Source organism: Thalassospira sp. Z349TD_5, from assembly GCF_056173045.1.
Genome location: NZ_CM149654.1, coordinates 1,203,520 through 1,227,605 on the forward strand (window position 1 = coordinate 1,203,520; position 24,086 = coordinate 1,227,605).

A 24,086-nucleotide genomic window follows, 5' to 3' on the forward strand; every position below is an offset into this window, starting at 1 on the left:
TGCGTATCACAAATGTGAAATATTCATGGAATTTTCAGATTTGATGCTTACGTTTATTATATCAAAGAATAGTATTTGGCAAAATTTACTATACTAAAGGTGACTTCAGTTAAGGCAGACAGCGGTCTGTCGCCGGAAGGCGGCCCCAATTCATTTTTTGATCAATTTGTTGATCAATTTAGCAGTGCAGGACACCAAGACGCCCCTTTTGGGCGCACCTGACTGCAAGGAGGCCTGACCATGTGGAAAACACTGAGCTTGATTGCCGTGGTGGCAGGTGCCGTTACGGTTGCATCCCCGGCCAATGCCGGGTCCCCGGTGTGCGGTGACCGTGCGAAAGTCATCAGCAGCCTGAGTGCGAAATATTCCGAAGAACCGATTGCCGTGGGTGTCACATCCAATGGCGGGGTGATCGAGGTGCTTAAGGCGCCCGACGGCCAAACCTGGACCATTTTGTTCACCTATCCGTCCGGCCCGAGTTGCCTTGTCGCATCTGGCGAGGCCTGGCAGGAACTGGAAGAAAAGATCAAAGGCCCGGCGGCCTGAGTGCGCTGACCTGATTAGAGTTTATGTCGGACCTCCCTTAAGGATGTTTTCTTGTCAGATAACCTCCTGAACTGACCCGCAAGCCGATTGGTTTGCGGGTCTTTTTTTTGTCCAAACGCGACTTTCCTGATCCTGACCGATCCTGATTTCCCAAAAGTATGAGGCCCCCATGACCCAACCTGTCGATGTGATCTGGTGGATCACGGCGGTCGAAATTCCGGCGGTGGCCAGCCTGTTCTGGCTGCACTGGCGCATGCGTTCGGAATTGCTCAGCCGGATTGAACGCATGCGCAGCCGCCATGAAGGCGACGTTGGCGACCTGCGCGACGGGTTGGCGGAATTTAAACTCGACGTTGCGCGCAATTACGTTTCGATCCCGTACCTCAAAGACATTGAAAAACGCCTGACTGGCCATCTGTTGCGGATTGAGGCCAAGCTTGAACATAAAGGATATTCCCAATGACGATTGATACCCTTTCTCCCCGAACGGATGTTGAAACCCTGTCGGATGCCGAAATTCTGGCGCGTACATTGTACGGCGAAGCACGCGGCGAGGAGCTGGCCGGGATTGAGGCGGTGGCATGCGTTATCCTCAACCGGGTGGCGTTCGCCAAATCGCGCGGGCGCTATTGGTGGGGTAATGACATCAAGGCGGTGTGCCTCAAACCGGGGCAGTTTTCCTGCTGGAACCAAGCCGATCCCAACCGCAAAAAGTTGCTCGCGGTCAACCCGCGCGACCGTGCGTACCGATTGTGTAAACGCATTGCCAACCGTGCGGTGACGGGCGATTTGCCCGATGTGACCGAGGGGGCGACGCATTATCACACCCATGCGGTTGATCCCTATTGGGCGCGCGGCCATGTGCCGGTGGCCGAGATCGGCAACCATTTGTTTTATCGCGGTATTTCGTAAAAAGGAGCCAGTTCATGATCCCCGCATTGCTCGCCCAGATTGGCCTGCCGCTTTTGATCAAAGCGGTCGGTGCCGGACTGGACCATATCGACAATCCCATTGCCAAAACGGCGGCCGATACATTGAAACAGGTCGAAGACGCCGTGACCAAGGGGGATGTTACCCCAACGCAAATTCTTGAAGCCAACCGCCATGCCGAACGCATGGCCGAAATTGAGCTGGCGCGCGATACCAAAACACTCACATCCATCAACCGCACCATCCGGGCAGAGGTTGCTAGCGAAGATGCCTTTGTGCGCCGCTGGCGGCCGAGCTTTGGCTATGCGGTGGCCCTAACCTGGATCATGACCATGGGGGCGATTGCGGCCGCTATTATCCTTACCCCGCTACAAGCGCCGGCCATCATCGCCGCCTTGGTCAATACCAGCCCGATTTGGGGAATTGCCCTTGGGGTGCTTGGTGTGAGTGTGGTGAAGCGGAGTGCGGATAAGAAGTTGGGGTAGGGTGCAGATCTAAAATATGAGGCGTAAGGATGAAAAAAACTTATAGGCTGAACACAATATTGGCTCCAAACGCGGCTGCAGATATTGATGACATAGTGGTTGTACGAAAAACACTCAGTGCGGCAGGAGTGACTGTTGAAAATGATCAGCCCTTCACAACAACAGAGCTGTTCGAAGGGATTAAAAGGTTCCAAGCTGATCACGGATTGAAAGTCGATGGTGAAATTCGGCCGGGAGGGGTGACTGAGAAAAATCTGAGTAGGTACCTGAAGCTGGCTAATCTCACACGTTGTCGTATGTGTGGTGTTCTTCACGGAGGTGTTCACTCCGCGTTCTTCTGTGCTGATTGCTTCAGTAAAATGCGTCAGTAGTGCTGTGAATACTCAAGAAAAGTTTGAATGTCTCCAGCTTTATAACCCAAAAGTTCCCCCATCCGCTTATCGTTCGCTTTATGGTCCTCAATGGTTCCGGCCCAAAGATTCTTTCGCATAGTCAATGCTTCTTCGATCCGCCATTCTTCGCCGGGCAACGCAAAGAAAAGATAACGCATGTCAAATGGCTTTGCGGGGATGATTTCGTTGACGCGGATGATGGTGCCTGCCTGGACATGTGGGGCGAAATCGGCATCTGGAAAATAGTTGCTGACATGAACAGCATCTGAAAACATCGCCATCGGCTTGGTGCCGAGCAGCATCAGTTCGAGTTCCCGGTCATTGTGTGGTCCGATTCCGGGTGGTATTTCGAAATTATCCTGCGTCATCTTGGGCAGTGACCCTATCGGGGTTGTTGAGCATCTGTAGCTGTCGCGTTCGCAATGCTAAATCGTTGGGCAAATAAGAGCGAAACATATTTTGAGGTGATCAGTCGTTCTCCGTTCGCCAATAATCCTGCCGTCCATGCCGGACGTGCAGGATTGAGACCTGATCTTCGCTGATACAGTAAAACACCCGCCACGGTGTGCCGCGCCCATAGAGCATGTGACGGATTTCCATATCGAACTCGGCACTTTCCGGAGCAACAGCGTGGGCAAAGGGCAGGGTTTGCAGACGCATCACAGCGTGACGCAGGCCATCACGCCATTGAGCGGCATAGGTCGGATTTTCATCATAAAGCCAGTCATAGGCTGCGATGATATCGCGGCCTGCCTTGGGCGATATGATGACCCGATAATGTTTCATCCGTGGCGGTTGGTGAGGTTGTCAAAAAAGCTGTCGGCGTCTTCGCCCTTTTGATCGGCAATCTGGGTCAGGCCGGTGCGAATGCCAGCAACCGCATCGGTGTATTCCAGCCGATTTTGCATGTCCTGCCACGCCTTGGCATCCATCACAACCAAAGACGCCTTGCCATTGACGGTGAGGATCGCGGGTTGCTGTGTTTCATGCAGGCGTTTGGTAAAGGCGACCGTGTCGCGTTTGAACTCGGTTAGTGGGCGAATATCCTTGGTAATGTCCATGCTGCACCTTTAAAGCATTTAATTGAATGCGAATTTAGCATGATTTTGGGGGAGGTGAAAGGATGTGTATAGGGTGAAACCATCAACCGCACCATCCGCGCCGAAGTTGGCTGCGAAGATGCCTTTGTGCGGCGTTGGTCAATACCAGCCCGATTTTGGGGATTGCGCTTGGTGTTTTGGGCGTGAGTGTTGTTAAGCGGAGTGCGGATAAGAGGTTGGGATAGGGAGCACGTGGCGGTATGGACCCCCGCCTTCGCGGGGGTGACGGGAGGAAAGGTGATGCGCATTAACGATTACCGTCATGCCCGCGCAGGCGGGCATCCATTACCACCAAAGACGCCTTGCCATTGATGGTCTGGATCGCGGGTTGTTGCGTTTCATGCAGGCGTTTGGTGAAGGCAGTGTCGTGACAGCCATGCTCAGCGCAGATAAATGGCAATCAGGATGATGGCAAGCGTGATGCCGGCGATGCCATAGGCCGCGATGGTGGGCAGGGAGCTTTTCTTTGAGGCAGCGCGGTCCGGGGCTGGTACATCGATCAGATAATTCGGGCCGCGCAGAATGACGGTCGGCTTTTTAACTTCGTCGTTGGAGGCCCAGCGATGGCGGTTTTCCGGGAGATCAACCGGGGTGCGGGTCGTCGGTTTTTCAGGAAGGGTCATTGCGTGGTTCATATCCGGTCCTTTATTGTTCGGCATGGGCGAAGGTGATGTTGTTGACTCAGCCTACCCGTAAATGCGGAATTTCCTATACATTGGTATGTTGTCCAATTGTTGGAGTTTGTAGGCTGGCGGATGTCGGAGTGATTTGTTTCCTGTTGCGGTTGTGCAAGGCCTTGCTGAAAGGGGTGAGACCCCCTATTTTCCCCTCATGACAAATACAACACACACCACGATTTACCGTGTCCTTGGATCGGACGAATGGGCGCAGGCATTGTCTGCTGGGCAGTATGACGGTGCGCCGCACGATATTGCCGATGGCTTTATCCATTTTTCGACGGGCGATACGTTGGCGGCAACCCTTGCGCTGCATTATGCCGGGCGTGATCATTTGAAGCTTCTGCGCGTGCCGGTCGCCCCGATTGCCGATAAGCTGAAATGGGAACCCGCACGCGGTGGCACGCTGTTTCCGCATCTTTATGATGTGCTGTCGGTGGAATATGTCACGCGCGTTGATGACGTGCGGCTGGGCGATGACGGGGTGCATGTGCTGCCCGAAGAATTGCGTTAAGCCACGTTATTGCTGATACCGTCAGGGGTGGAACCAAACCACCCCGCGCGACGTTGTCAGGATATGCGTATTTACCCTTTTTATAGATGTGTCGGGCGTTCGCGGCTTGGGGCTGGAGTTGTGGCTGCCAAGTTTTGGCAGGGCTACCCGCATGGATAAGCCCGACATCACATCGGTGCGCGAGATTGTCGCGCGCCTTGGTCAACGCGGGCGTGATGCCAGCATGGTATCGGTTGGCGATATGGTTTCGGAATTTGGACGGCGCAGTCATGGGCCGTCCTTGTTCCTGCCGGCCCTGATCGGGGTGTCGCCATTGTCGGGGGTTCCGATGGTGCCAGCCTTTCTGGCGATTATCATCGCGCTTTTTTCCCTGCAAATCCTGTTGGGGCGTGATCACCTGTGGCTGCCTGACTTTATTGCAAAACGCCGTGTTAACGGCGCGCGGGTTCAGCACGCGATGGATCGGTTGACCCCGACGGCACAGCGCATGGACCGCTGGTTTGGCGGGCGGTTGGCCCATCTGACCGGGCCGATTGGCATCCGGGTGGCGGCCCTTGTCTGTCTGGTGCTGTCGTTCACCGTGCCGTTGTTTGAAATGGTGCCCTTTGCCGGGATTATTCCGATGATGGCGATTGCGGTGTTTGGCTTGGCGATTACGGTGCGTGACGGGGCGTTGATGATTGGCGGGCTTGTCCTGACCACTGGGGCGGTGGTGTTTTTGGGGCCGATGGTGTTGGGTTAGGCCTTAATCCATGCCATCATCCGGCCCAGTGATAAAGCCGCCCGCCATCCTTTTTGCTGCCCGTATCGGTCACACCGGGCAGTTTGCCCGCCCGCACGGCATCCATGAAGGCATGGCCCAGCTTGACCTTATCGCCGATGTAAAGCTGATCCCACCCCGAACCATAGATTTCGGGGAAGTGAAACGGGCCGGGGGTGCGGGTTTGTAGGGCGGATATGAGGGCATTGATATCAAGTTTTGGCATGGGGCCAGCGTACCATATTTTCCTGTATGGTGCAGCCGCAGCCGGTCCCGCGAAACTAAACAGTGTTAACGTTGGCTCATAAAAAACAGCCCGCCGGGGACGGGCGGGCTGTTTTCGGTTGATGTTGCAAATAGTTGCAGAAGGTTGCGGGTTACACCAGTTCGGCCAGGGCGGCGGGGTTGAAGTCTTCGAGGCTGTCAAACGCGCCTTTTTGCACCTTGTTGGTCCACTGCGCATCAGAGATCAGGGCACGGCCGACCGCGATCAGGTCAAATTCACCCTTCTCCATGCGCTCGGTCAGGGCATCAAGACCGGCCTTTTCCGAAGATTCGCCCGAAAACGCGCCGATGAAGTCCGAGGACAGGCCGACAGAACCCACCGAAATGGTCGCGGCCCCGGTCAGTTTTTTGGCCCAACCGGCAAAGTTCAGGCCCTTTTCGCCATCCAGTTCGGGGAATTCCGGTTCCCAGAAACGACGTTGCGATGCATGGATGATGTCCACCCCGGCCTCAACCAATGGGCCAAGCCAATCGGTCATTTCATCGGGGGTGGTGGCAAGGCGGGCGGTGAAATCTTGCTGTTTCCATTGGCTCACACGCAGGATAATCGGGAAGTCCGGGCCAACGGCCGCACGCATGGCGGAGACCACTTCGCGGGCAAAGGTGGAACGTTCCTTGATGGTTTTGCCGCCAAAGCGATCGGTGCGCAAATTCGTGCCCGACCAGAAGAACTGATCAATCAGGTAACCATGTGCACCATGAATTTCAAAGGTATCGAAGCCGGCGTTTTTGGCATCAAGGGCGGCCTTGGCAAAGGCGGCGATGGTGTCGGCAATATCAAACTCAGACATGGTGTTACCGCGCGGCTCATCCGGGCCAACAAGGCCAGACGGGCTTTCGACCGGGGCATCTGGTTCCCATTCGGTATAGCGGGTGGAGCCGGTGTGCCAGATTTGCGGGCCCATCTTGCCGCCAGCGTCATGCACGGCCTTGGCAACATTGGCCCAGCCCGCCATGGCGTCAGCGCCGTGGAAAAACGGAATGGCCGGATCATTGCGCGATGCCGGACGGTCCACAACCGTGCCTTCCGACAGGATCAGGCCAACGCCGCCTTCGGCGCGCTTGCGATAATATTGGGCATTGATCGCACCGGGAATGCCGTTTTCGGCCTTGGTCCGAGTCATCGGCGCCATGACGATACGGTTGGGCAAAGTCAGGGATTTCAGCGCAAAGGGCTGAAACAGAATGTCTGTGTTGCTCATCGCAGAGCCTCCGAAACTATGAAAGTCTATGTTGGAGACTAGATATATGATATATACTTGGTGTCAATGAGGCACCTTTATGAAACCAGGTATACTTGAGGAAACCACCCGCGCCATGACGGGTGGGGAATGTGGGACGCAAAGCGCCGGGAAGAGGACCGGAAAGAGGAAATGTGATGATGAAAGAATGTTCGATTGAGAAATTTAGTGCCGACTGCCCGTCGCGCCTGCTGTTTGATCAGATTGCCGATAAATGGTCGATGATGATTTTGGCGGTGCTGGCCAAGGAGCCGCTTCGGTTTAATGCGATCAAGCGCGGGCTGGAGGGGATCACGCAAAAGGCCCTGACCCAGACGCTGCGCAAGCTTGAACGCAACGGTATTATCGCGCGCCACGTGATTGCGACATCGCCGGTCGCGGTCGAATATGAAATCACGCCACTTGGCCGGACCCTGATTGAACCGTTTAAGGCACTTTATGCCTGGACCAATGATAAAATGCCCGAGGTCGAGGCGGCGCGGGCGGCGTTTGATGCGCGGAAGGAAAACACAGGCTAAACGGGCTGTATCCTGCTGTTGTTGTATCAATCATTTTTGCCATCCTCGCCCCGACACTGCGCAGTAGCCGAAATGAAGGTGCGTGAATAACTGTTGCACTGTTTTAAACAAGCATTTAGATGTGTTTGCGAATGATCCGCATTTGAATTTGTTGATGCGTAGGGTGCCTGTGCTTTGGAATGGAGCAGCAGGGGGCTGGAAACGCAGGAATAAGCAGCTTTGGGCAAAACGCCAAACAGTCTGGATATCTTTGTGACGCACCGCCGCGCACTGCTGAATTATGCCAGCAGCATCGTTGGCAATCGTGCGCAGGCTGAAGATGTGGTCCAGGAGGCGTGGCTTCGGTTCCATGAAGCATCAAGCGGGCGGTTTCTTGAAGATTCCACCAGTTACCTTTTTCGAATTGTTCGTAATCTGGCATTTGATGGCAACCGGCGTTTGAAACGCGAAAGCCAGGTCATCACCAGTGACGACTTTGAAGCCGCTGCAAATATGTCGGCCAACAGTGCGCCGTCGCCGGAAACGGTTGCCCTTTACAAGGACGAATATGCGCTGGTGATGGAGGCCTTGGATGAATTGCCCGAACGCAGTCGAATTGCGTTCGAGATGCATCGTTTTGGCGGGGCCAAGCTGCGCGAAATTGCTGTTGCTTTGGACATTTCCCTTCCGCTTGCACACCGGCTGGTGGCCGATGTCTTGCAGCATTGCAAGGAGAAGCTCGGATGGCCGTGATCTTGTCCGGATTGGGAAACTTTTATAAAAATGCGCGTGAAATGCGTTTAGTCATTAGGGGGCAGAACACTGGACCGCTTTTGGAATGGCAATTACGCGCCACGGGCGTCCCGGTTTGTCTGGGGCGGGGCTGAAGGAAGCGTATGACGGCGGACACGCAACAGAGCGAGAAAATCGCATCGCGCGAGGCAACGGACTGGTTTCTCCTGCTTGGGGAGGAACCCGACGATGCGATGCTGCGCCGTGATTTCGAGGCATGGCTTGCGCAGAACCCCGTCAATCAAACGGCATGGTACGCCATGGGGCAGGCATCCGATGCCATGGACAAGGCAACGCCGGCCCATGGTGAAAAATGGCAGCCGCTTCTTGGCGAGGTCCGGGGCGAAGTTCGGGGCGACGCACAGGGAAATCCGCGCGATCAGGTCGATCCCGTCAGAGATGTTTACCCGTCGTCGCCAAATGCCCGTAATGGGGCCATTGCGCGCAAATCGCGGCGCATTGGTCGCTTGGGACGGTTGACGACTTATGCTGGGGCGGGAATGGCGCTGGCGGCGTGTCTTGTTGCGGTGGTGCTGAGCGGCCCGGCGGTTGTGCGTAATTTGCAATCGGATTACGCGACGGGGACGGGGGAAATTCGCACCGTCATGCTTGAAGATGGCAGTGCGGTCACACTGGCCCCGGAAAGTGCGATCACCGTTGCCTATCAGGCCGGTGAACGGAATGTGCGGTTGCTCGATGGGGAAGCCTTTTTTGACGTGACCCCCAATCGCGAACGCCCGTTTCGTGTCAAAACACAAGATGTCGAAACCATTGTTCTTGGCACGGCATTTGACGTTTCACGCGGCGAATATGGTGTTGATGTCTCTGTTGAACATGGGCGCGTGCGTGTTGACTATATCAATGATGATTTGCCGCCTGTGACAGAAACCCTTGGCGCGGGCCAGTCGGTTTATGTGAAGTGGACAGGCGGTGCGGCCCGGACCGACAAGCCGGTCAGCCATGTTGCGCCGTGGCGGCAGAACCAGCTGATTGCCCGCGATCAGCCACTTGGCGTCGTGATTGATCAACTGCGCCGGTATTATGATGGCAAGATTATCGTGCTTGATGATGCCTTGTCAGATCAGCCGGTGACGGGGGTTTACAATCTGGCCGATCCTTTGGAAGCCTTATACGGCATTGTCCGGGCCCAGAATGCCGATATGTGGCAAATCTCACCCTGGATTGTTGTTGTTTCACGGTGATTTAATCGCTTAAAAACAGTGGCTTAAAGAAAAATCACAAATTTTTAGAGAAAATTCCCAACAGGTGTCGTTCCATCTATAGAGGCGCTATTGATATGCAATCGCATTATTGATGGCGCAGGATATCAACATATCAAAACAAGGTGGAACGAGACGTGAGTATGGGGGAAAGAACCTGTTTTTGGGGGCTCAACCGAAAGGTTGCTTTTGCAGGTGCGCTGGCGATTACGACAGCATTGAGTACTGTTTGTTCAACTGTCCCGGTTCAGGCACAGGAAACGTCGGCATCCGGGGCATTTTCCGAAAAATTCCGGGCCGTTCAGGGTTTCAATATTCCAGCACAGCCTTTGACAGATGCGTTGGTCGCATTTGGTCAGCAGTCCGGGGTTCAGGTGACGGTCAATGGCGATATTGCCCGCGACATTTCGGCACCTTCGGTCATCGGGGAGATGCCAGGTGAAACGGCCCTTCGTCAATTGTTGTCGGGAAGCGGGCTGTATTTCACTGTGTCGCGGTCAACTGTTGAAATCCAACGGACTGCCGGTGGGCAGGCAGGGGCCGAACTACTTGATCCGGTTGTTGTCGAGGCAAGTTCGCGGCGCGGGGCACAAACCGATGTCGTCGATGGATATATCGCAACACGTAGTGTCACCGGGACCAAAACCAACACGCCATTACTTGAAACGCCACAGTCGATTTCGGTGGTTACACGCGATCAGGTTGAAGTCCAGCAAGCGCAAAGCATTTCGCAATCCCTGCGCTATACGTCGGGTATTGCAGCAGAAGTGCGCGGGTCGGCATCACGGTATGACATTCCTTATATTCGCGGGTTTGGCTCGCCAAGTGATCCGATCCAGTATCAGGATGGGTTAAGCATGTTACGCGGGCCGGGCTATGCCATTGCGCAAAGCGACACATATGGTGTTGAGCGTATCGAAGTTCTAAAGGGGCCGTCTTCAACCACCTATGGTTCGGCCATGCCGGGGGGGCTGGTTAATTCCGTGACCAAACGCCCAACCGAGGACGCCCGCGGCGAAGTGGAGGTTCTTGTTGGCAGTCATAACCGCTATCAGGCAGCGCTTGATGTTTCCGGGCCGGTAACCGACGATAATTCGCTGCTTTATCGGTTTGTTGCACTGGGTCGTGACAGCGAAACCCAAGTGGTCAATACCGAGGAACAGCGCGTCTATGTCGCACCATCGGTTACATGGAAGCCGACCGATGACACAACCCTGACCTTATTGACCCATTATCAACGTGACCCGGAAGGCGGATATTACGGCGTTCTGCCAACGGTCGGGACGGTTTGGAGCAGTCCGGCGGGGGACATTCCGCGTAGTTTTAACGATGGCGATCCGGCCTTTTCGGATTTTGATCGTGAACAGTTTTCCGTTGGTTATGAGTTCGAGCATGTCCTGAACGATACTTGGGCGTTTCGCCACAATCTGCGTTATCTCGACATTGATGTCATGACCAAGGATGTCATGACCAGCAGCCTTGCGGCCGATAATCACACCATTAACCGTTACGCGCTGACGACGGACGAGCAGACCCGTGGTGTCAGTTCGGATTTGCAAGCACAGGCGGATTTTACCACTGGCGAGATCGATCATACGGCGCTGTTCGGATTTGATTACAAATACTCGGATTCCTCGCAATACCGTCTCTATGGGGCGACTGCGCCGACAATCGACTATCTTAACCCGGTTTACGGTGTTGCCACCTCGATCTCCCTGTCACCGTTCGTAGATCAGGACCAGACCATCAGTCAGTCCGGGCTTTATGTGCAGGATCAGGTTGATATCGGGAACTGGAATTTCCTGCTTGGTGGGCGCTATGACAGTGTTGAGACGGTAACGGACAACAATCGGACAAACGTTCGTCAAACCCAGAATGATGACGCGTTTAGCTGGAAAGCCGGTGCGGTCTATAACTTTGAAAATGGCATTGCGCCTTATGTCAGCTATGCAACGTCTTATTTGCCGGTCAGCGGGACCGACAATAACGGCGATGCAATGGATCCGACCACGGCCAAGCAATATGAAGTTGGTTTGAAATATGAACCGACCAGCTTTGATGCCCTGTTTACCTTGGCCTATTTCGACATCACACAGGAAGATGTTGTTAGCCAGATCAACCCGAACCAGCGTTATCAAACGGGTGAAGTAAAGTCCAAAGGTGTGGAGTTTGAAGCCAAGGTCGCCCTGACTGAGCAAACAAACGCGATTGCCAACTTTACCTTCACGGATGCTGAAATCACCAAAAGTGTCGTCAATGATCTTGGCGATGCGCCGGTTGCCATTCCCGATATGACGGCATCCCTTTGGCTTGATCATAAATTTGATCGTGGCTTTGTGGATGGCCTGACGATTGGTGGTGGCGTGCGCTATGTCGGGGAAACGGTAGGCGGGTACAGTCCGAATGCCGCGAGTGCAAGTGCGCGTCGTATTGATGTGGCGGACTACACCCTGTTTGATGCAATGCTGGGCTATGACCTTGGGGCGATTGACAGCCGTATGGAAAATATCTCGGCCCAGCTGAATGTTTCCAACCTTGCCGATGAAACCTATGCCACCTGTCTTGCTAACAACTTCTGTAACTATGGCAATGGCCGGACTGTTTATGTTTCTTTGAAATATGAATGGTGAGGCGGTGATGTCTGACGTCACTGCAGGTGTGCTGGACAGAAATGTCTCGACGCGACGAGAACATGCTCTGATCCTGTTTGGGCTTAATGCGCTTTATGTCGGGTTCGGTGTGGTCATGGGGGTGGTCAATGGTGGCCTCCCCACGGTTATGCGGGCGCAAGGGGTTGATATTGCTACGGCAGGCTGGGTGTATCTTTTATACCTTCCTTTTGGGCTGACATTCCTGTGGGCACCTCTGATTGATCGCGTGCGCTTGCCGTTTTTGTCGCGCAGGATCGGTTGGATCGTCACCATGCAGGCGGTTGCCGTTTTGGGGTTGGTGATTGTTGCCTTTAACCAAGGCACAGCCCCCTTGGCCCTTTTCGCCATGGGCTTTGGCATTGTGCTGGCAATTGCCACGATGGATATCGCGCTTGATGCGTTGGCCGTCCGGGTGGTTGCGCCCGATTGGCGGTCAACCGCGTCGGCAACCAAACTTGCGGCATTGTCGGGCGGGTCGATGCTGGGCGGCGGTATTTTTGTCGCCCTTGCAGGGGATCTGGGCTGGCACGTGACCTTTTTGGTCTTGGCAGCCGTCCTTGGCGTTTTACTTTGTCCGGTTCTGACACTTGCGCGGTTGGATGACCGAACGGCAGGGCTGAGCCACACAGAAGAAAGCGGCGGCCGTGCCAGCCTGCTCAGGTTGCTTCGAACCCCTGAATTGCGGATGCGGCTGGTCTTACTGACCGTGGCCTGTTGCATCATGTTTCCGCTTGTCGGGCTTAACCGTTTGATGTTGGTGGATATTGGGGTGCCGATTACGCAAATCGGCTGGATTGTTGGCACTCTTGGTCCGTTGTCGATGTTGGTGACGTCATTCGTTTCCATCCCGTTGATGCGGTATCTGGGGCTTTTGCGCAGCATGCTGATTTTTGCAGCGATCGCCTTTGCTGCCATTGTCGGCATGGCCGTTGGCTTTATGTTTGAAAACCAGATGGTCGCGATTGTTGGGGCGATTGCCATCGGAGCGGGGGTCAGCGGGGTTTATGTCACCCTTGCCACCAAAATTCTTGGCTGGTCGGCGGGTTCGCAACCGGCAACCGACTATGCCGCCTATTACGGCATCAGCCGGTTTGCCAGCACTTTGATGACCGTTGGGGCGGCGCAGATTGTGCCGCTTGTGAACTGGGGGCTGTTTTACGGTGCGGGCTCGGTTGCCCTGATTGTGATGGTTTTGCTTTTGCTGACCCTTCTTGGAAGAAATGATTGATGTCTGTTGAAAATACTGCTGCCGCTGGCTTCACTGGCCCTTTGCCACGGTCGGATTTCTTTGATCTGAGCCATTGGCCGATTGTGTTTGTCCGCTTTCCCGAACTTGATGAAACGGACCGTGTTCAGGGGGTGCTTGACGGACTGGATCGGGTGCTTGAGCAAAAGGTGCCGTTTGTGGCGGTTTGGACGCCGGCCAGTCACGATCATGATGACGAACCGCACGAAGATGAAAAGACGTCCAATATCTGGATTAAAAACCAACGCGTCGCGCTTAATACCTATTGCAAGGGATATGTCTATATCACGCAGGACGAAGTGCTTGGGGCCTTGTTGACCAAGCGGATTGGCACGATCATGGGCCGGTTGTTCAACTTCCCGATGAAAGTTGTTCAAACCCGTGACGGAGCGATTAGGAGCGCCCGGCGGATGCTTGTTCCTGCTTCCTGATGTTTTCCGGACAGGGCAAGGGGCGATTGTTCCTTGCCCTCCCGCACCACCGCGCGTAAGAAAAGGGCTGGTGTTTGAAGTATCAAGGAGCTGTCGCGTGGGGTGGTATAAGTCACTGGTTTTGCCGATTGTCCGCTGGATCGATGCGGAGACTGCACATGGTCTGGCGATCTGGGCGTTGAAAAACAATCTGGTGCCGCGCGCCGATGATGCAACCGATGCGACGCCCAGTCTTGAGACCGACGTGTTCGGGCGCAAATTTGCCAATCCGGTTGGTCTTGCTGCCGGGTTTGATAAAAACGGCGAAGTCCCCAATGCCGCGCTTTCACATGGGTTCGGGTTTGTTGAAATCGGATCGATAACCCCGTTGGCCCAGCCGGGAAATCCCAAGCCGCGTCTTTTCCGACTTTATTCCGACCGGGCGGTGATCAACCGCATGGGGTTTAATAATGAGGGCGCGGATGTGGTGGCTGCGCGCCTGCGCAAGCGGGCGCGTCGCGGTGTGCTGGGGGCGAACCTTGGCAAAAACAAATATTCCGAAGATGCCGCGTCTGATTATGCCAAGGGGGTCGAAGCCCTTGGCCCCTATGCCGATTATCTGGTGGTCAATGTGTCTTCGCCCAACACGCCGGGCCTGCGCGCCCTTCAGGGCCGTGCGCCGCTTGAAAAGCTGCTACGTGCGGTGATCAAGGCGCGCGATAGCTTTGCCAAGGGGGTTCCGGTCCTGCTTAAGGTGGCACCGGATTTGACCGATGAGGATAAATCCGACATTGCCGCCGTGGTGCTTAAGGTCAAGCTGGATGGGATGATTGTTTCAAACACGACGATTGACCGTCCGGTGGGGCTTAATTCCTATGATCAGGATGAAAAAGGTGGTCTTTCCGGCCCGCCGTTGATGGCGCCATCGACCAAGGTTCTGGCCGATTTTTACCGTTTGACTGAGGGCAAAGTGCCACTGATCGGGGTGGGTGGGATTGCATCGGGCAAGGATGCCTATGAGAAGATTCTCAATGGTGCGTCGCTGGTACAGCTTTATTCCTCGCTGGTCTATCACGGGATGGATCTTGTCACCGAGATCAAGGAAGACCTTGTGCGGCGGTTGCGCAAAGATGGCTTTGCCAATGTGAGTGACGCGGTCGGGGCGGCCTTCCCGGAAATTTCGGGCAAGGGTATTCCGGTGGATGAGGCCCGTGCGGCGAAGGAAGCCCACGCAGCCAAGAAAGTACAGGCGGCCAAGGCGGAGACGGCGAGCGAACCTGCGCAAGCAGCTAATGCAACCGGCGCAGCGCAAACGGCCAGCGAAACAAAGCCGAAGCAAGCTCCTAAAACGCGCAAGCTTGCGCAAGCGGCGAAGCCACGCAAACCGGCCTCCACGACGAAGGCGCGCAAACCGGCGGCTTCCAAGACGGATCCGGCGAAAGAATAAGCCTTGCTGTGAGAGCTACGTCCTGGCCTTTGCGGGAATGACAGTGCCAAACCAAACGTTTGAATAGAAACGGAAACACACATGCCGACCACGCCTTATAAAATGATCAATGGCCTTTCTGAAGTCATCGGTAATTACGATGCCGTGATCCTTGATCTTTGGGGGGTGGTGCATGATGGGGTAACACCCTATCCAAGCTCCATCCCGGCGATGGAAGCGCTTAAAAAGGCCGGTGTGCCCGTCGCACTCCTGTCCAACGCGCCGCGCCGGTCTTCGGTCGTGACGGCGCGCATGGAAGATATGGGCATTGCGCGGGATTTATATGGTCCCGCCGTGGCCTCGGGCGAGATTGCCTATGCCCAGCTCGTTGCGCGGTCTGATCCTTGGTATGCCGAGCTTGGCCGTAAGGTGCTTATGGTTGGTCCGGTGCGTGATATGTCGATGTTTGAGCAGCAGGATGTCGAGATCGTTAAAACGATTGAGGATGCCGACTGGGTGTTGGTGACCGGCCCGAACGACGATCATGATCCGGTGTCGAAATACGAAGACCTTTTGCATGCGCTTAAAGCCCGCGATTTGCCCGTGCTGTGCCCGAACCCGGACCGCGAAGTGATTCGGGGCGGGGAACGCATCATTTGCGCCGGCGCAATTGCCGGACGGTACGAAGAACTTGGCGGCAATGTCCGCTGGGAAGGCAAGCCATTTGCCAGTGCTTATGACTTCTGCCTGCAGGCGTTTGATAAGGGCCCGGATGCGAAGTTGCTGGTGGTCGGTGACAGCATTTCGACCGACATTACCGGATCGAACAATGCCGGGCTGGATGTCGTACTGGTGACGGGCGGCATTCATGCCGAGGAACTGGATGCGCCGCGCGGGACGTTGCCCGACAAGGGCAAGCTGGATGCGCTGCTGGCGGCGACGGATCGTCACATTACCTATGCGATGGGGGATTTTTGTTGGTGAGCTATGGCGTATCGGAATGATTTCGTTGAACGTTCTGAAGTTATTGTCTCGTGCTTTCGATCTTGTTGAAAGTGAGGGGCACATGCGTCCGGTTATCGTGGGTGGTGCTGCTGTCGAACTGTATACTCAAGGGGCAATCGTTTCTGGCGATATTGATGTTGTGACCCCGTGGCAGGAGTTTTTTGAGAAGGCCTTGGAGCAGGTCGGGTTTGCGCGAAGTGTTGGCTTTGGGGCATTTGCACGTGGCTTTCAGCATGTTGAACTTGGTTTTGGCGTTGAGGTGGTTGGGCGTCAGCTTATGGAAGGCCATGCCGATCAGGACCGTGTGCTGATTGTGGACCTTGAAGAAGGAACAAATGTCAGCTTTCTGTCGATTGAAGATCTGATTGCTGATCGTATGGGGCAGTATAATGCTCCACCAAGCATGCGCCACGACATGCTGATGCAAGCTGCAGAATTGCTGAAACTTGCAGAAAACGTCGATAAGTCTTATCTTGATCAAAGGATCAATGATGAAACGGCTGGTGACTTCGGGCTGGCCTTTCTGGAAGAATATATCAATGCGCAGAACAACGCTTAAAGAGCTTGGAGAGTCCATTGAACGGAAAAAGGCCGAACTTGGCTATTCCGGGCAGGATTATGTTGTGCGTAATTCAGGGCAATACCGCACCGAAAGCAAACGTGCGCTGCTCAGAAATATTGAAGCGGCTGCTGCGGAGCGGGGCGAAGAACCAACGTTCAAGGCGAATTACTGAGGCTGATTTTCAAGTGATGTCTGTTTGCCCGCTTTCTGATGGAAGGCGGTTTTTTTGTTTTGGGGTGGAGCGTGTGGGGTGAGATCCCCGCCTTCGTGTTTTATTTCGGATGATTGGTTGTATAGTGATAGTGTAGAAAGAGGCATGGCCTATCTCAAGAAGAGGGCTGTATCATGGATCTGAAGCTGCATGCCAATGCCACCACAACGCCACGCACGCGCGCCTATATTCAAGCCAGCCGTGCTTCCGTTGCCGAACTGGCCGTGGAACTCGGCGTAAGCGCGACCACCATCCGACGATGGAAAGGCCGGGCCGATGTTGAGGACCACTCGCATCGCCCAAAACGGATCCAGACGCGCTTTGACGCTTGCGAGGAAGAAATCGCCGTTGAACTACGCTCCCGGCTTGGCTTGTCCATTGACGATATTCTGGAAGTCATGCACCGCTGTGTGCGGGCCGATATCTCGCGCTCGTCTTTACATCGCTGCCTCAAACGCCATGACGTCTCTGGCAGGCCTGCCCCCCCTAAACAGGTGTCGCAGACTTTCGAGCCAGTGACGTTTGGCTATGTCCATGTCGATCTCAAGCATCTGACCCGGATCTCAGGGCGACCAGCCTATGTCTTTGTTGCCATCGAACGGGTGACAAGCTTTGCCCATGTTGAGATCGTTCAGGACCGAAGCGCCGAAACCATTGCGGCCTGCCTCGAGCGGTTCCTTGAAGCCTTTGGCTATCCTGTTCACACCGTGCTGACCGATAACGGTTCGGAATTCACCGACCGGTTTGGCGATGCCCGCTGGACAACGCGCAGCAAAGGAACCGGAAAGCACGCTTTCGACAAAGTTTGCGCCGCCCACGGGATCAAGCACAAGCTGACCCGTCCCTATCGACCACAGACCAATGGCAAGGTCGAGCGTTTCAACCGTCGCCTCGGCGAAGCCCTCGCAAATGCCCCCGCAAACGGAAAAAATGCCGGACGCAATCGCTTCTCAACTCACGTCGAACGCAACGGCTTCATAAGAACCTTCATCGACAACTATAACAGAACACGATTGAGATCCCTCGGTTACAAGGCTCCTTTGGAAGCACTTCTTAATCTCACGGGACACAACACCTTCGCGGGGATGACGGTGCCCGGAAGCATCCAGCTTTGCGTCACACCCGCGAAGGCGGGTGTCTCGATGTACGGGCACGTGCGCTGGGAAATGCCGCGTACATAGTTTGGCGGGCGTTAGCTTTGCGCCTCAACCTTGCTTTCGCGGAAGATGATGAAGATGCCGCTTGCGGTGATGATGGCGGCCCCGACAAAGGTCAGGGCGTCGGGTGTTTCACCCCAGAAAAACCAGCCAAGGCCGGTGGCCCAGACGAGGGCGGTGTAGTCAAACGGGGCAACGGTGGGTGCCTCGGCAACGCGGAAGGCCTGTGTAATCATGGTCATGCCGCCGGTGCCAAAAAACGCGATGGCGGCAAACAGCCAGAGGTCTTCGGCGCGTATTGGCGTCCAGAAGAAGGTGACGATGGATCCGGTCAGAATGGCGCTGGTGGCACTGAGGTACAAAAGCAGCGTCCACATGCTTTCGCGGGTATCGACAAAGCGGGCACTGAGCATCAAAAGCGCATAGGTAAAGGCCGTCGCAACGGGCAGGAGCGAGACCAGTTCGAAACTTGCCGCACCGGGGCGGACAATCACCAATACCCCGACAAAGCCAATCACAACCGCGATCCAGCGTCGCCAGCCAACCGGGGCGATAAACAGGGCGGCAATTGCGGTGATGAACAGCGGGGCGACAAAGGCAATGGCGGTGGCCTCGGCCAATCCCATGAGGTGGATGCTGGTAAAGAACAGAACCGTTGCGGTAATCCAGATCAAGCCGCGCAGGAAATGTACGCCGATGCGATGGGATCGAAGGGCACGCCGCCCGCCCATTTTAAGCGCCAGCATCACGGCAAAGGGCAGGGCAATAACATTGCGCAGGAAAATGATCTGGATCGGGGAATAGTGATCCATCAGGCTTTTGGCCAAGCCATCATTGATGCAAAGGGCGGCGACCCCGGCACACATCAGAAGGATGCCCGTCAGGTTATGCTGTCTTTGATGATCGGTGGTCATTTCCGTGCCCTGCGTTTCGCGTTTGGCGTTTGATTGTGCTGACGCCTTTTACATGTAGCTTTAGGTGAAACTGCGGGGTTAGGCCAGAAAAGAAGCCACAGACATGGCTGTTTTTCTTGGGACAGGGATGTGCCATCCGGGCTGTCCGGCCTTAATGCCGCCAATATTAAGAACCCGTCGCAAAACCGATTGACTTTCGGACCCGGATCATATTTGTAGTGTAACGTTATAACATTACATTTATGGTTTGTGGAGTTTACAATGAACCACACGGTGTTGCGCCGTCTGTGCGCATCTGTCGGTTTTACCGCGCTTATCCTTTGCGGGGGCTTTAGCCTGCCGGCCATGGCGGCGGGGAACGATGACGTTCTTGATATTGCCAGCCCGCTTGAGATTTCCGGCCTTGATCCGGCCAAGTCGGGTTATATTTTCAGCCGTATGCAGGCCGCCGAAACCTTGTTTACGATCAATCGCGACGGGCAGTTGGTGCCGATGCTGGCACGCGACAGCCATGTTTCAGAAGACGGGCTGGTGTGGCATATCGCGGTGCGCGACGGGGTTCAGTTCCATGATGGCGAGGCGATGACAGCCGCGATCGTGGCAGATGACCTGAACCGTGCGTTTGAACGTCCGGGGGTTCTGGGCAATGCGCCGATTACCAATATTACGGCTGATGGTGACGAAGTTGTCATTACCCTGTCAGCGCCGTTTTCAATGTTGCCGGCCTTTTTGGCGCATTACAGCACGATCATTCTTGCGCCAGACGCATTTGATGCGCAGGGCGAGGTGACGTCAATCATTGGCACGGGGGCGTATCGTGTTGATGATGTTACCCCGCCATTACGTATTGAAATGACGGCGTTTGATCACTGGTGGAACGGCAAGGCGGCGATTGAAAAGGTCAGTTACCTTGCAGTCGGGCGCGGGGAGACGCGTGCGATGATGGCACAAAGCGGGGATGCGGACCTTGTGTTGTCGTTGTTGCCCGTTGCGGTCAATCAGCTGTCGAACAGCCCGGAGGTTAATGTCAGTGTTGCAACCGTTCCCAGAACGCGTCTGTTGAAAGTTGATTCCGCCAAGCCGTTCTTTGATGAGGTCCGCGAACGTCAGGCGCTTAGTTTGGCGATTAATCGCAAGGCGATTGCAACAGTTGTGATGCGCAATCCCGATCTTGCCGCGACCCAGATTTTCCCGCCGACCATCACCGGGTGGAACAATGAAAGCGTTTCAGGATTAGCCTTTGATCCGCAAAAGGCGCGTGACCTTCTGGCCGATGCCGGATGGGTCGAAGGGGACGACGGTATTCTTGAAAAAGATGGCAAACGGTTCTCGGTTACCCTTCGGACCTATGCCAGCTGGCCTGACTTGCCCTTGATCGCAACCGCCCTGCAATCGCAGTTGCGTGCGGTGGGCATCAATCTTGAAATTTCTGTGGGCAGCTATACCGAAATCCCGGCGGGTCATGCCGATGGCAGTCTTGAGATTGCCTTGGTCACGCGCAGTTTTTCGATGGTGCCAGACCCGTTGGCAACGGTGATGTCTGATTATGGTCCCGGTGGTGCCGACTGGGGGGCGATGAATTGGGACAATGCCGAGGCTGCGGACCTTTTGGCCGATATGGGGCGGACCGCTGATCCGAAGGCGCGTGCGCAAATGCAGGAAAAGCTGACATCGATTTTGCAGTATGAGTTGCCAACCATTCCGGTGGTCTGGAGCGAACTTGCCGTTTCGGCCAATGCCAAGCTTGAAAACCTGTTTGTCGATCCGTTCGAGCAGAGCTACTACCTTTCTGATCTGCGGTGGGCGAAATGAAACAATTGATTGCAACACGGCTGATGCAGCTTGTTGCGGTTGTCCTGATTGTCGGAACGATCAGTTTTGCGCTGATGTATTTTCTTCCGGGGGACCCGGCCTTGCGCATTGCCGCAGGCCGGTATGGCCCGGACATGATGGATAACGCACTGTCGGAGATGGTCCGGGCCGAACTTGGCCTTGATCAACCGGTGATCTGGCGGTTTGGCGCATGGATGGGCGATTTGCTGCGGTTTGATCTGGGACATTCGCTTGTTTCTGGCGCGCCGGTTCTTCACGAGATCGCGCTTCAGCTTGGCTATACGCTTTGGCTGGCGGTGGCGGCCTTTGTGTTGTCGCTTCTGATCGGTCCGGCGATTGGGGCCGTTGCGGGACTGTTTCCCGGTTCGGTCTTTGACCGGGTGACGTTGCTGATGGCGATTGCCTTGCGCGCAGTCCCGCCATTTGTTCTGGCGATTTTATTCATGGTGGTGTTTGGCGTGACGCTGCGCTGGTTCCCGACGGCCGGGTTTGGCAGTTGGCAAAACATGGTGTTGCCCTCCCTGACCCTTGCCCTTGGACTGGCGGCGATGTCGTCGCGTGTCATGCGTGATGCGATGACAGAAGTCGCATCCGCCCCGTATTTCGCCCACGGGCGGTATAAGGGGCTTTCGGATCGCAGTGTGGTGATGCGCCATGGTTTGCGCAATGCGTCGTTGCCGGTTGTGACCTATCTCGGTTTGCAGATGGTTTATCTGGTTGAGGGGGTGGTTGTGGTTGAATCAATCTTTGCCTTTCCGGGCATCGGTCACGCGCTGGTGCATGCCATCGTGGCCCGTGATGTGCCGATGGTTCAGGGAACGGCATTGGCGATGGGCGGTTTGTTCGTGCTGCTAAACAGCATTGTCGATCTGATGTGCCTGCGTCTGGACCCGCGGCTTGGCGCACGTATGAGCAGGAGGCGCGCATGAAAACCGCATCTTTGGCACAGCTTCCTGTCGAACTTGATGGCCAAAACCAGCAGGTATTCTGGCAACCGGTCCGCATTGCCGGTGCGGTTATTCTGGTGGTTTTGCTGTTGTTTGGTTTTGTCGGGCCCCTGATTGTATCGGCCGATCCACTTTATCAGGATTACGGCGCGGTACTGGTGGCACCGGGGGATGTCAGCCACTGGCTGGGGACGGATCATTTCGGGCGTTCCATGCTGGCCCGGCTGGTGCACGGGGCGCAATTGTCATTTGTCATGGCGTTGGTCACGGCCCTGACGGCGGCAATTCCGGGGATCGCACTTGGCATTGTTGCGGCAAGCCGGGGCGGCTGGATGGAGCGCGGTCTGGTTGCGCTTTCCGATATTGTGCTGGCACTGCCCGGTTTGCTTTTGGTGTTGTTGCTGATGGCGTTTGCACCGGGAAAATTCGGGCCGCTTTATCTTGGACTTGCGTTGTATCTTTGGGTGGAGTTTTTCCGGGTTGCCCGGATTGAAACCGCACGGGTACTTGAGCTTCCGTGCTGTGAAGCCGCACGTCTTTTAGGCTTTGGGTCGTTTTACATCCTGCGGCGGATCATTTTCCCTGCGCTGGCGGGGCCGATGATGACCCTGTTTTCCTTTGCCATGGGCACGGCGATTATTGCGGTCAGTACCCTTAGTGCCATTCATGTCGGCCTGCGTCCGCCAACCCCGGAGCTTGGTGCCATGATTGTCGAACTGATGCCCTATTACAGCGAAGCACCGTTTCAGGTGCTGATGCCAGCCGTGGTGATCTTTCTGCTGGTTTTATCCTTACAGTTGCTTGCCGGAAGGAAAAGCTGATGAGCCGTGACATCAGGATCGAGAATCTGACGATCAGAACGACGGAGGGCACGATACTTGTTGATGATGTCTCCGTTCGGTTCGGGACGCACAAGCCATTGTGTCTGATTGGTGAAACAGGGTCGGGCAAAAGCCTTGTCATGCATGCGGTATTTGGCAGTTTGCCCGAGAGTTTGCAGTGCGACGGGGCGATCTTGCTGGATGGGCAGAACCTTTTGGTGCTGTCGGCCCGCGAACGGCGCGATTTGTGGGGGCGGACGATTTCGCTGTTGCCACAAGAACCGTCACGCGCCCTTGACCCGACCATGTCGGTGCTAGCCCAGGTTGCCGAAATCTATCCGGCGTTGCATGGCGAAAGCTGGCAAACGGCGAAAAGTCAGGCCCTGTCGGATTTGACGTCAGTCGGATTGGATACGGCCTTGAATGCCTATCCGTTTGAGCTTTCCGGCGGGATGGCCCAGCGCGTGTCCGTTGCCATGGCCCATGCCGGACACAGTAGTGTGCTTTTGGCTGATGAGCCAACCAAGGGGCTTGATCGCGCACTTTGCAATGTGGTTGCACAGTTGCTTAACCGTGAAGTCGGGCTTGGCCGGGCGGTGATGGTGATCTCCCATGATCTTGAACTGGCGGCCCAGACCGCGGGCACCATCGGGGTGATGCGGGCCGGTCGATTGATTGAATATGGGCCGGTTGATGAGGTGCTTACCGCACCTGTTGATGCCTATACCCGGTCGCTCGTGGCGTCCTTGCCGCGCAACTGGGCGATGGCACCCAATGAACGGCCAACGCAGCCGGGGACGCCACAGATTGTTGCGCGCGGACTTGGCAAATCCTATGGCGAGAAGGCGCTGTTTTCCGGGCTTGATTTGACGTTACGTTCGGGGGAAATCACGGTTGCCCTTGGCCCAAGTGGCAGTGGCAAAAGCACGCTTGGCAATATCCTGTTGGGACTGGTTGAGGCCGACCATGGATCGGTTGAAAAGCCAGAAGGGCTGGTAAAGACCCGATATCAGAAAATCTATCAGGACCCGCCATCGGCCTTTATCGCCCATCAGACATTGGGGCAGGCCTTTGATGATCTGGGGCGGCTTCATGCCATTCCCCAAGTACGGATTGATCAGATGATGACCGATCTTGGCCTTGACCGTGGATTGCTTGCACGGCGTCCCGATGCGATTTCCGGTGGGGAGTTGCAACGCTTTGCCTGTGGGCGGGCACTTTTGCTGAACCCTGCGGTCCTGTTTGCCGATGAGGCAACATCACGGCTTGATCCGGTCAGCCAGAAACGGGTGATTGATTTGCTGCTTACACAGGTCCGGGAACATCATCTGGCCCTGATGCTGGTGACCCATGATCATGTGCTGGCCGAACGGATTGCCGATCATATCATTGATCTTGGCGGGCGGAAGACGGCGATTGATCAACGCAATGCCGCCTGATCCGAGACCCTGATTACGTAAAACG

At 55.5% G+C, this 24,086-nt stretch carries 28 protein-coding genes and 1 pseudogene; 22 read left to right on the top strand and 7 right to left on the bottom strand.

Annotated features, from left to right (window positions below; genetic code table 11):
- The first annotated feature begins 240 nt into the window (after positions 1 to 240).
- The 5 genes from AC0VXT_RS05350 to AC0VXT_RS05370 all read left to right on the top strand — a co-directional run bounded on the left by AC0VXT_RS05350 (position 241) and on the right by AC0VXT_RS05370 (position 2,332).
- Positions 241 to 546 (top strand): hypothetical protein, encoded by a 306-nt coding sequence (locus tag AC0VXT_RS05350; protein WP_101302330.1) that lies wholly within the window; start codon positions 241 to 243, stop codon positions 544 to 546.
- A 169-nt stretch (positions 547 to 715) separates the two neighbouring features.
- Positions 716 to 1,009, top strand: coding sequence for a hypothetical protein (locus tag AC0VXT_RS05355; protein ID WP_475547801.1), 294 nt, complete (start codon positions 716 to 718; stop codon positions 1,007 to 1,009).
- Positions 1,006 to 1,458: a cell wall hydrolase gene (locus AC0VXT_RS05360; protein ID WP_475547802.1), complete on the top strand. Its 453-nt coding sequence runs from the start codon at positions 1,006 to 1,008 to the stop codon at positions 1,456 to 1,458. Before AC0VXT_RS05355 ends, AC0VXT_RS05360 begins: the two co-directional genes overlap by 4 nt.
- Positions 1,459 to 1,472: 14 nt before the next feature.
- A complete protein-coding gene (locus tag AC0VXT_RS05365) occupies positions 1,473 to 1,961 on the top strand; it encodes a 3TM-type holin (RefSeq protein WP_475547803.1) in 489 nt (162 codons plus the stop codon).
- Positions 1,962 to 1,990: 29 nt separating this feature from the next.
- Positions 1,991 to 2,332 carry a hypothetical protein gene (locus tag AC0VXT_RS05370; RefSeq protein ID WP_475547804.1) on the top strand — a complete coding sequence of 114 codons (342 nt, stop codon included), beginning with the start codon at positions 1,991 to 1,993 and terminating at the stop codon, positions 2,330 to 2,332.
- Here AC0VXT_RS05370 and AC0VXT_RS05375 read toward each other — a convergent pair.
- The 4 genes from AC0VXT_RS05375 to AC0VXT_RS05390 all read right to left on the bottom strand — a co-directional run bounded on the left by AC0VXT_RS05375 (position 2,326) and on the right by AC0VXT_RS05390 (position 4,088).
- Positions 2,326 to 2,721 (bottom strand): hypothetical protein, encoded by a 396-nt coding sequence (locus AC0VXT_RS05375; protein WP_475547805.1) that lies wholly within the window; start codon positions 2,719 to 2,721, stop codon positions 2,326 to 2,328. The two genes, AC0VXT_RS05370 and AC0VXT_RS05375, sit on opposite strands and share 7 nt — an antisense overlap.
- Positions 2,722 to 2,821: 100 nt before the next feature.
- Positions 2,822 to 3,139 (bottom strand): type II toxin-antitoxin system RelE/ParE family toxin, encoded by a 318-nt coding sequence (locus tag AC0VXT_RS05380; protein ID WP_475547806.1) that lies wholly within the window; start codon positions 3,137 to 3,139, stop codon positions 2,822 to 2,824.
- Positions 3,136 to 3,414, bottom strand: a complete 279-nt coding sequence (locus tag AC0VXT_RS05385) for a type II toxin-antitoxin system Phd/YefM family antitoxin (protein WP_475547807.1) — start codon at positions 3,412 to 3,414, stop codon at positions 3,136 to 3,138. Before AC0VXT_RS05385 ends, AC0VXT_RS05380 begins: the two co-directional genes overlap by 4 nt.
- A 419-nt stretch (positions 3,415 to 3,833) precedes the next feature.
- Entirely contained in the window at positions 3,834 to 4,088 is a 255-nt protein-coding gene (locus AC0VXT_RS05390) for a hypothetical protein (protein WP_475547808.1), read from the bottom strand.
- A 196-nt stretch (positions 4,089 to 4,284) separates the two neighbouring features.
- On the opposite strand from AC0VXT_RS05390, the gene AC0VXT_RS05395 reads away from it, so the two are divergent.
- Both AC0VXT_RS05395 and AC0VXT_RS05400 read left to right on the top strand, forming a co-directional pair.
- Positions 4,285 to 4,644, top strand: coding sequence for a DUF952 domain-containing protein (locus AC0VXT_RS05395; RefSeq protein ID WP_417824389.1), 360 nt, complete (start codon positions 4,285 to 4,287; stop codon positions 4,642 to 4,644).
- Positions 4,645 to 4,795: 151 nt separating this feature from the next.
- On the top strand, positions 4,796 to 5,386 hold the full coding sequence (locus tag AC0VXT_RS05400; protein WP_475547809.1) for an exopolysaccharide biosynthesis protein: 591 nt from the start codon (positions 4,796 to 4,798) through the stop codon (positions 5,384 to 5,386).
- A gap of 16 nt (positions 5,387 to 5,402) precedes the next feature.
- Here the strand turns inward: AC0VXT_RS05400 and AC0VXT_RS05405 are convergent, their stop codons facing one another.
- The gene (locus AC0VXT_RS05405) at positions 5,403 to 5,630 is read right to left on the bottom strand and encodes a DUF1413 domain-containing protein (RefSeq protein WP_475547810.1); all 228 of its coding nucleotides are present in this window, start codon (positions 5,628 to 5,630) and stop codon (positions 5,403 to 5,405) included.
- Positions 5,631 to 5,781: 151 nt separating this feature from the next.
- Positions 5,782 to 6,891: an NADH:flavin oxidoreductase gene (locus tag AC0VXT_RS05410; protein ID WP_475547811.1), complete on the bottom strand. Its 1,110-nt coding sequence runs from the start codon at positions 6,889 to 6,891 to the stop codon at positions 5,782 to 5,784.
- 176 nt (positions 6,892 to 7,067) lie between these two features.
- Between AC0VXT_RS05410 and AC0VXT_RS05415 the strand changes: the two genes are divergently transcribed.
- The 11 genes and pseudogenes from AC0VXT_RS05415 to AC0VXT_RS05465 all read left to right on the top strand — a co-directional run bounded on the left by AC0VXT_RS05415 (position 7,068) and on the right by AC0VXT_RS05465 (position 18,131).
- Positions 7,068 to 7,448 (top strand): winged helix-turn-helix transcriptional regulator, encoded by a 381-nt coding sequence (locus AC0VXT_RS05415; protein WP_475547812.1) that lies wholly within the window; start codon positions 7,068 to 7,070, stop codon positions 7,446 to 7,448.
- Positions 7,449 to 7,700: 252 nt separating this feature from the next.
- Positions 7,701 to 8,180, top strand: coding sequence for a sigma-70 family RNA polymerase sigma factor (locus AC0VXT_RS05420; protein ID WP_475547813.1), 480 nt, complete (start codon positions 7,701 to 7,703; stop codon positions 8,178 to 8,180).
- Positions 8,181 to 8,323: 143 nt separating this feature from the next.
- Positions 8,324 to 9,421 (top strand): FecR family protein, encoded by a 1,098-nt coding sequence (locus AC0VXT_RS05425; RefSeq protein WP_475547814.1) that lies wholly within the window; start codon positions 8,324 to 8,326, stop codon positions 9,419 to 9,421.
- A gap of 161 nt (positions 9,422 to 9,582) precedes the next feature.
- A complete protein-coding gene (locus tag AC0VXT_RS05430; RefSeq protein WP_475547815.1) occupies positions 9,583 to 12,069 on the top strand; it encodes a TonB-dependent siderophore receptor in 2,487 nt (828 codons plus the stop codon).
- A gap of 7 nt (positions 12,070 to 12,076) precedes the next feature.
- A complete protein-coding gene (locus tag AC0VXT_RS05435) occupies positions 12,077 to 13,318 on the top strand; it encodes an MFS transporter (RefSeq protein WP_475547816.1) in 1,242 nt (413 codons plus the stop codon).
- Complete coding sequence (locus AC0VXT_RS05440) at positions 13,318 to 13,767, top strand: hypothetical protein (protein WP_475547817.1); 450 nt, start codon at positions 13,318 to 13,320, stop codon at positions 13,765 to 13,767. The genes AC0VXT_RS05435 and AC0VXT_RS05440 overlap by 1 nt, the downstream gene beginning before the upstream one ends.
- Before the next feature lie 97 nt (positions 13,768 to 13,864).
- Positions 13,865 to 14,911, top strand: a pseudogene (locus AC0VXT_RS05445) (quinone-dependent dihydroorotate dehydrogenase); the annotation flags it as partial.
- Positions 14,912 to 15,274: 363 nt separating this feature from the next.
- Positions 15,275 to 16,156, top strand: coding sequence for a TIGR01459 family HAD-type hydrolase (locus AC0VXT_RS05450; RefSeq protein WP_475547818.1), 882 nt, complete (start codon positions 15,275 to 15,277; stop codon positions 16,154 to 16,156).
- Between the two features lie 82 nt (positions 16,157 to 16,238).
- Positions 16,239 to 16,736 (top strand): hypothetical protein, encoded by a 498-nt coding sequence (locus AC0VXT_RS05455; RefSeq protein ID WP_475547819.1) that lies wholly within the window; start codon positions 16,239 to 16,241, stop codon positions 16,734 to 16,736.
- Positions 16,717 to 16,911, top strand: a complete 195-nt coding sequence (locus AC0VXT_RS05460) for a hypothetical protein (RefSeq protein ID WP_475547820.1) — start codon at positions 16,717 to 16,719, stop codon at positions 16,909 to 16,911. The genes AC0VXT_RS05455 and AC0VXT_RS05460 overlap by 20 nt, the downstream gene beginning before the upstream one ends.
- Positions 16,912 to 17,084: 173 nt before the next feature.
- Positions 17,085 to 18,131, top strand: coding sequence for a DDE-type integrase/transposase/recombinase (locus AC0VXT_RS05465; RefSeq protein WP_475547821.1), 1,047 nt, complete (start codon positions 17,085 to 17,087; stop codon positions 18,129 to 18,131).
- An 11-nt stretch (positions 18,132 to 18,142) separates the two neighbouring features.
- Here the strand turns inward: AC0VXT_RS05465 and AC0VXT_RS05470 are convergent, their stop codons facing one another.
- A complete protein-coding gene (locus tag AC0VXT_RS05470) occupies positions 18,143 to 19,021 on the bottom strand; it encodes a DMT family transporter (protein WP_475547822.1) in 879 nt (292 codons plus the stop codon).
- A gap of 261 nt (positions 19,022 to 19,282) precedes the next feature.
- Between AC0VXT_RS05470 and AC0VXT_RS05475 the strand changes: the two genes are divergently transcribed.
- From AC0VXT_RS05475 to AC0VXT_RS05490, 4 genes are read left to right on the top strand one after another with little or no spacing between them, the layout of a single operon-like run.
- Positions 19,283 to 20,833 carry an ABC transporter substrate-binding protein gene (locus tag AC0VXT_RS05475; protein ID WP_475547823.1) on the top strand — a complete coding sequence of 517 codons (1,551 nt, stop codon included), beginning with the start codon at positions 19,283 to 19,285 and terminating at the stop codon, positions 20,831 to 20,833.
- Positions 20,830 to 21,783: an ABC transporter permease gene (locus AC0VXT_RS05480; protein ID WP_475547824.1), complete on the top strand. Its 954-nt coding sequence runs from the start codon at positions 20,830 to 20,832 to the stop codon at positions 21,781 to 21,783. The genes AC0VXT_RS05475 and AC0VXT_RS05480 overlap by 4 nt, the downstream gene beginning before the upstream one ends.
- Positions 21,780 to 22,622: an ABC transporter permease gene (locus tag AC0VXT_RS05485; RefSeq protein WP_475547825.1), complete on the top strand. Its 843-nt coding sequence runs from the start codon at positions 21,780 to 21,782 to the stop codon at positions 22,620 to 22,622. Before AC0VXT_RS05480 ends, AC0VXT_RS05485 begins: the two co-directional genes overlap by 4 nt.
- A complete protein-coding gene (locus AC0VXT_RS05490; RefSeq protein WP_475547826.1) occupies positions 22,622 to 24,061 on the top strand; it encodes an ABC transporter ATP-binding protein in 1,440 nt (479 codons plus the stop codon). The genes AC0VXT_RS05485 and AC0VXT_RS05490 overlap by 1 nt, the downstream gene beginning before the upstream one ends.
- Positions 24,062 to 24,086 lie beyond the last annotated feature (25 nt).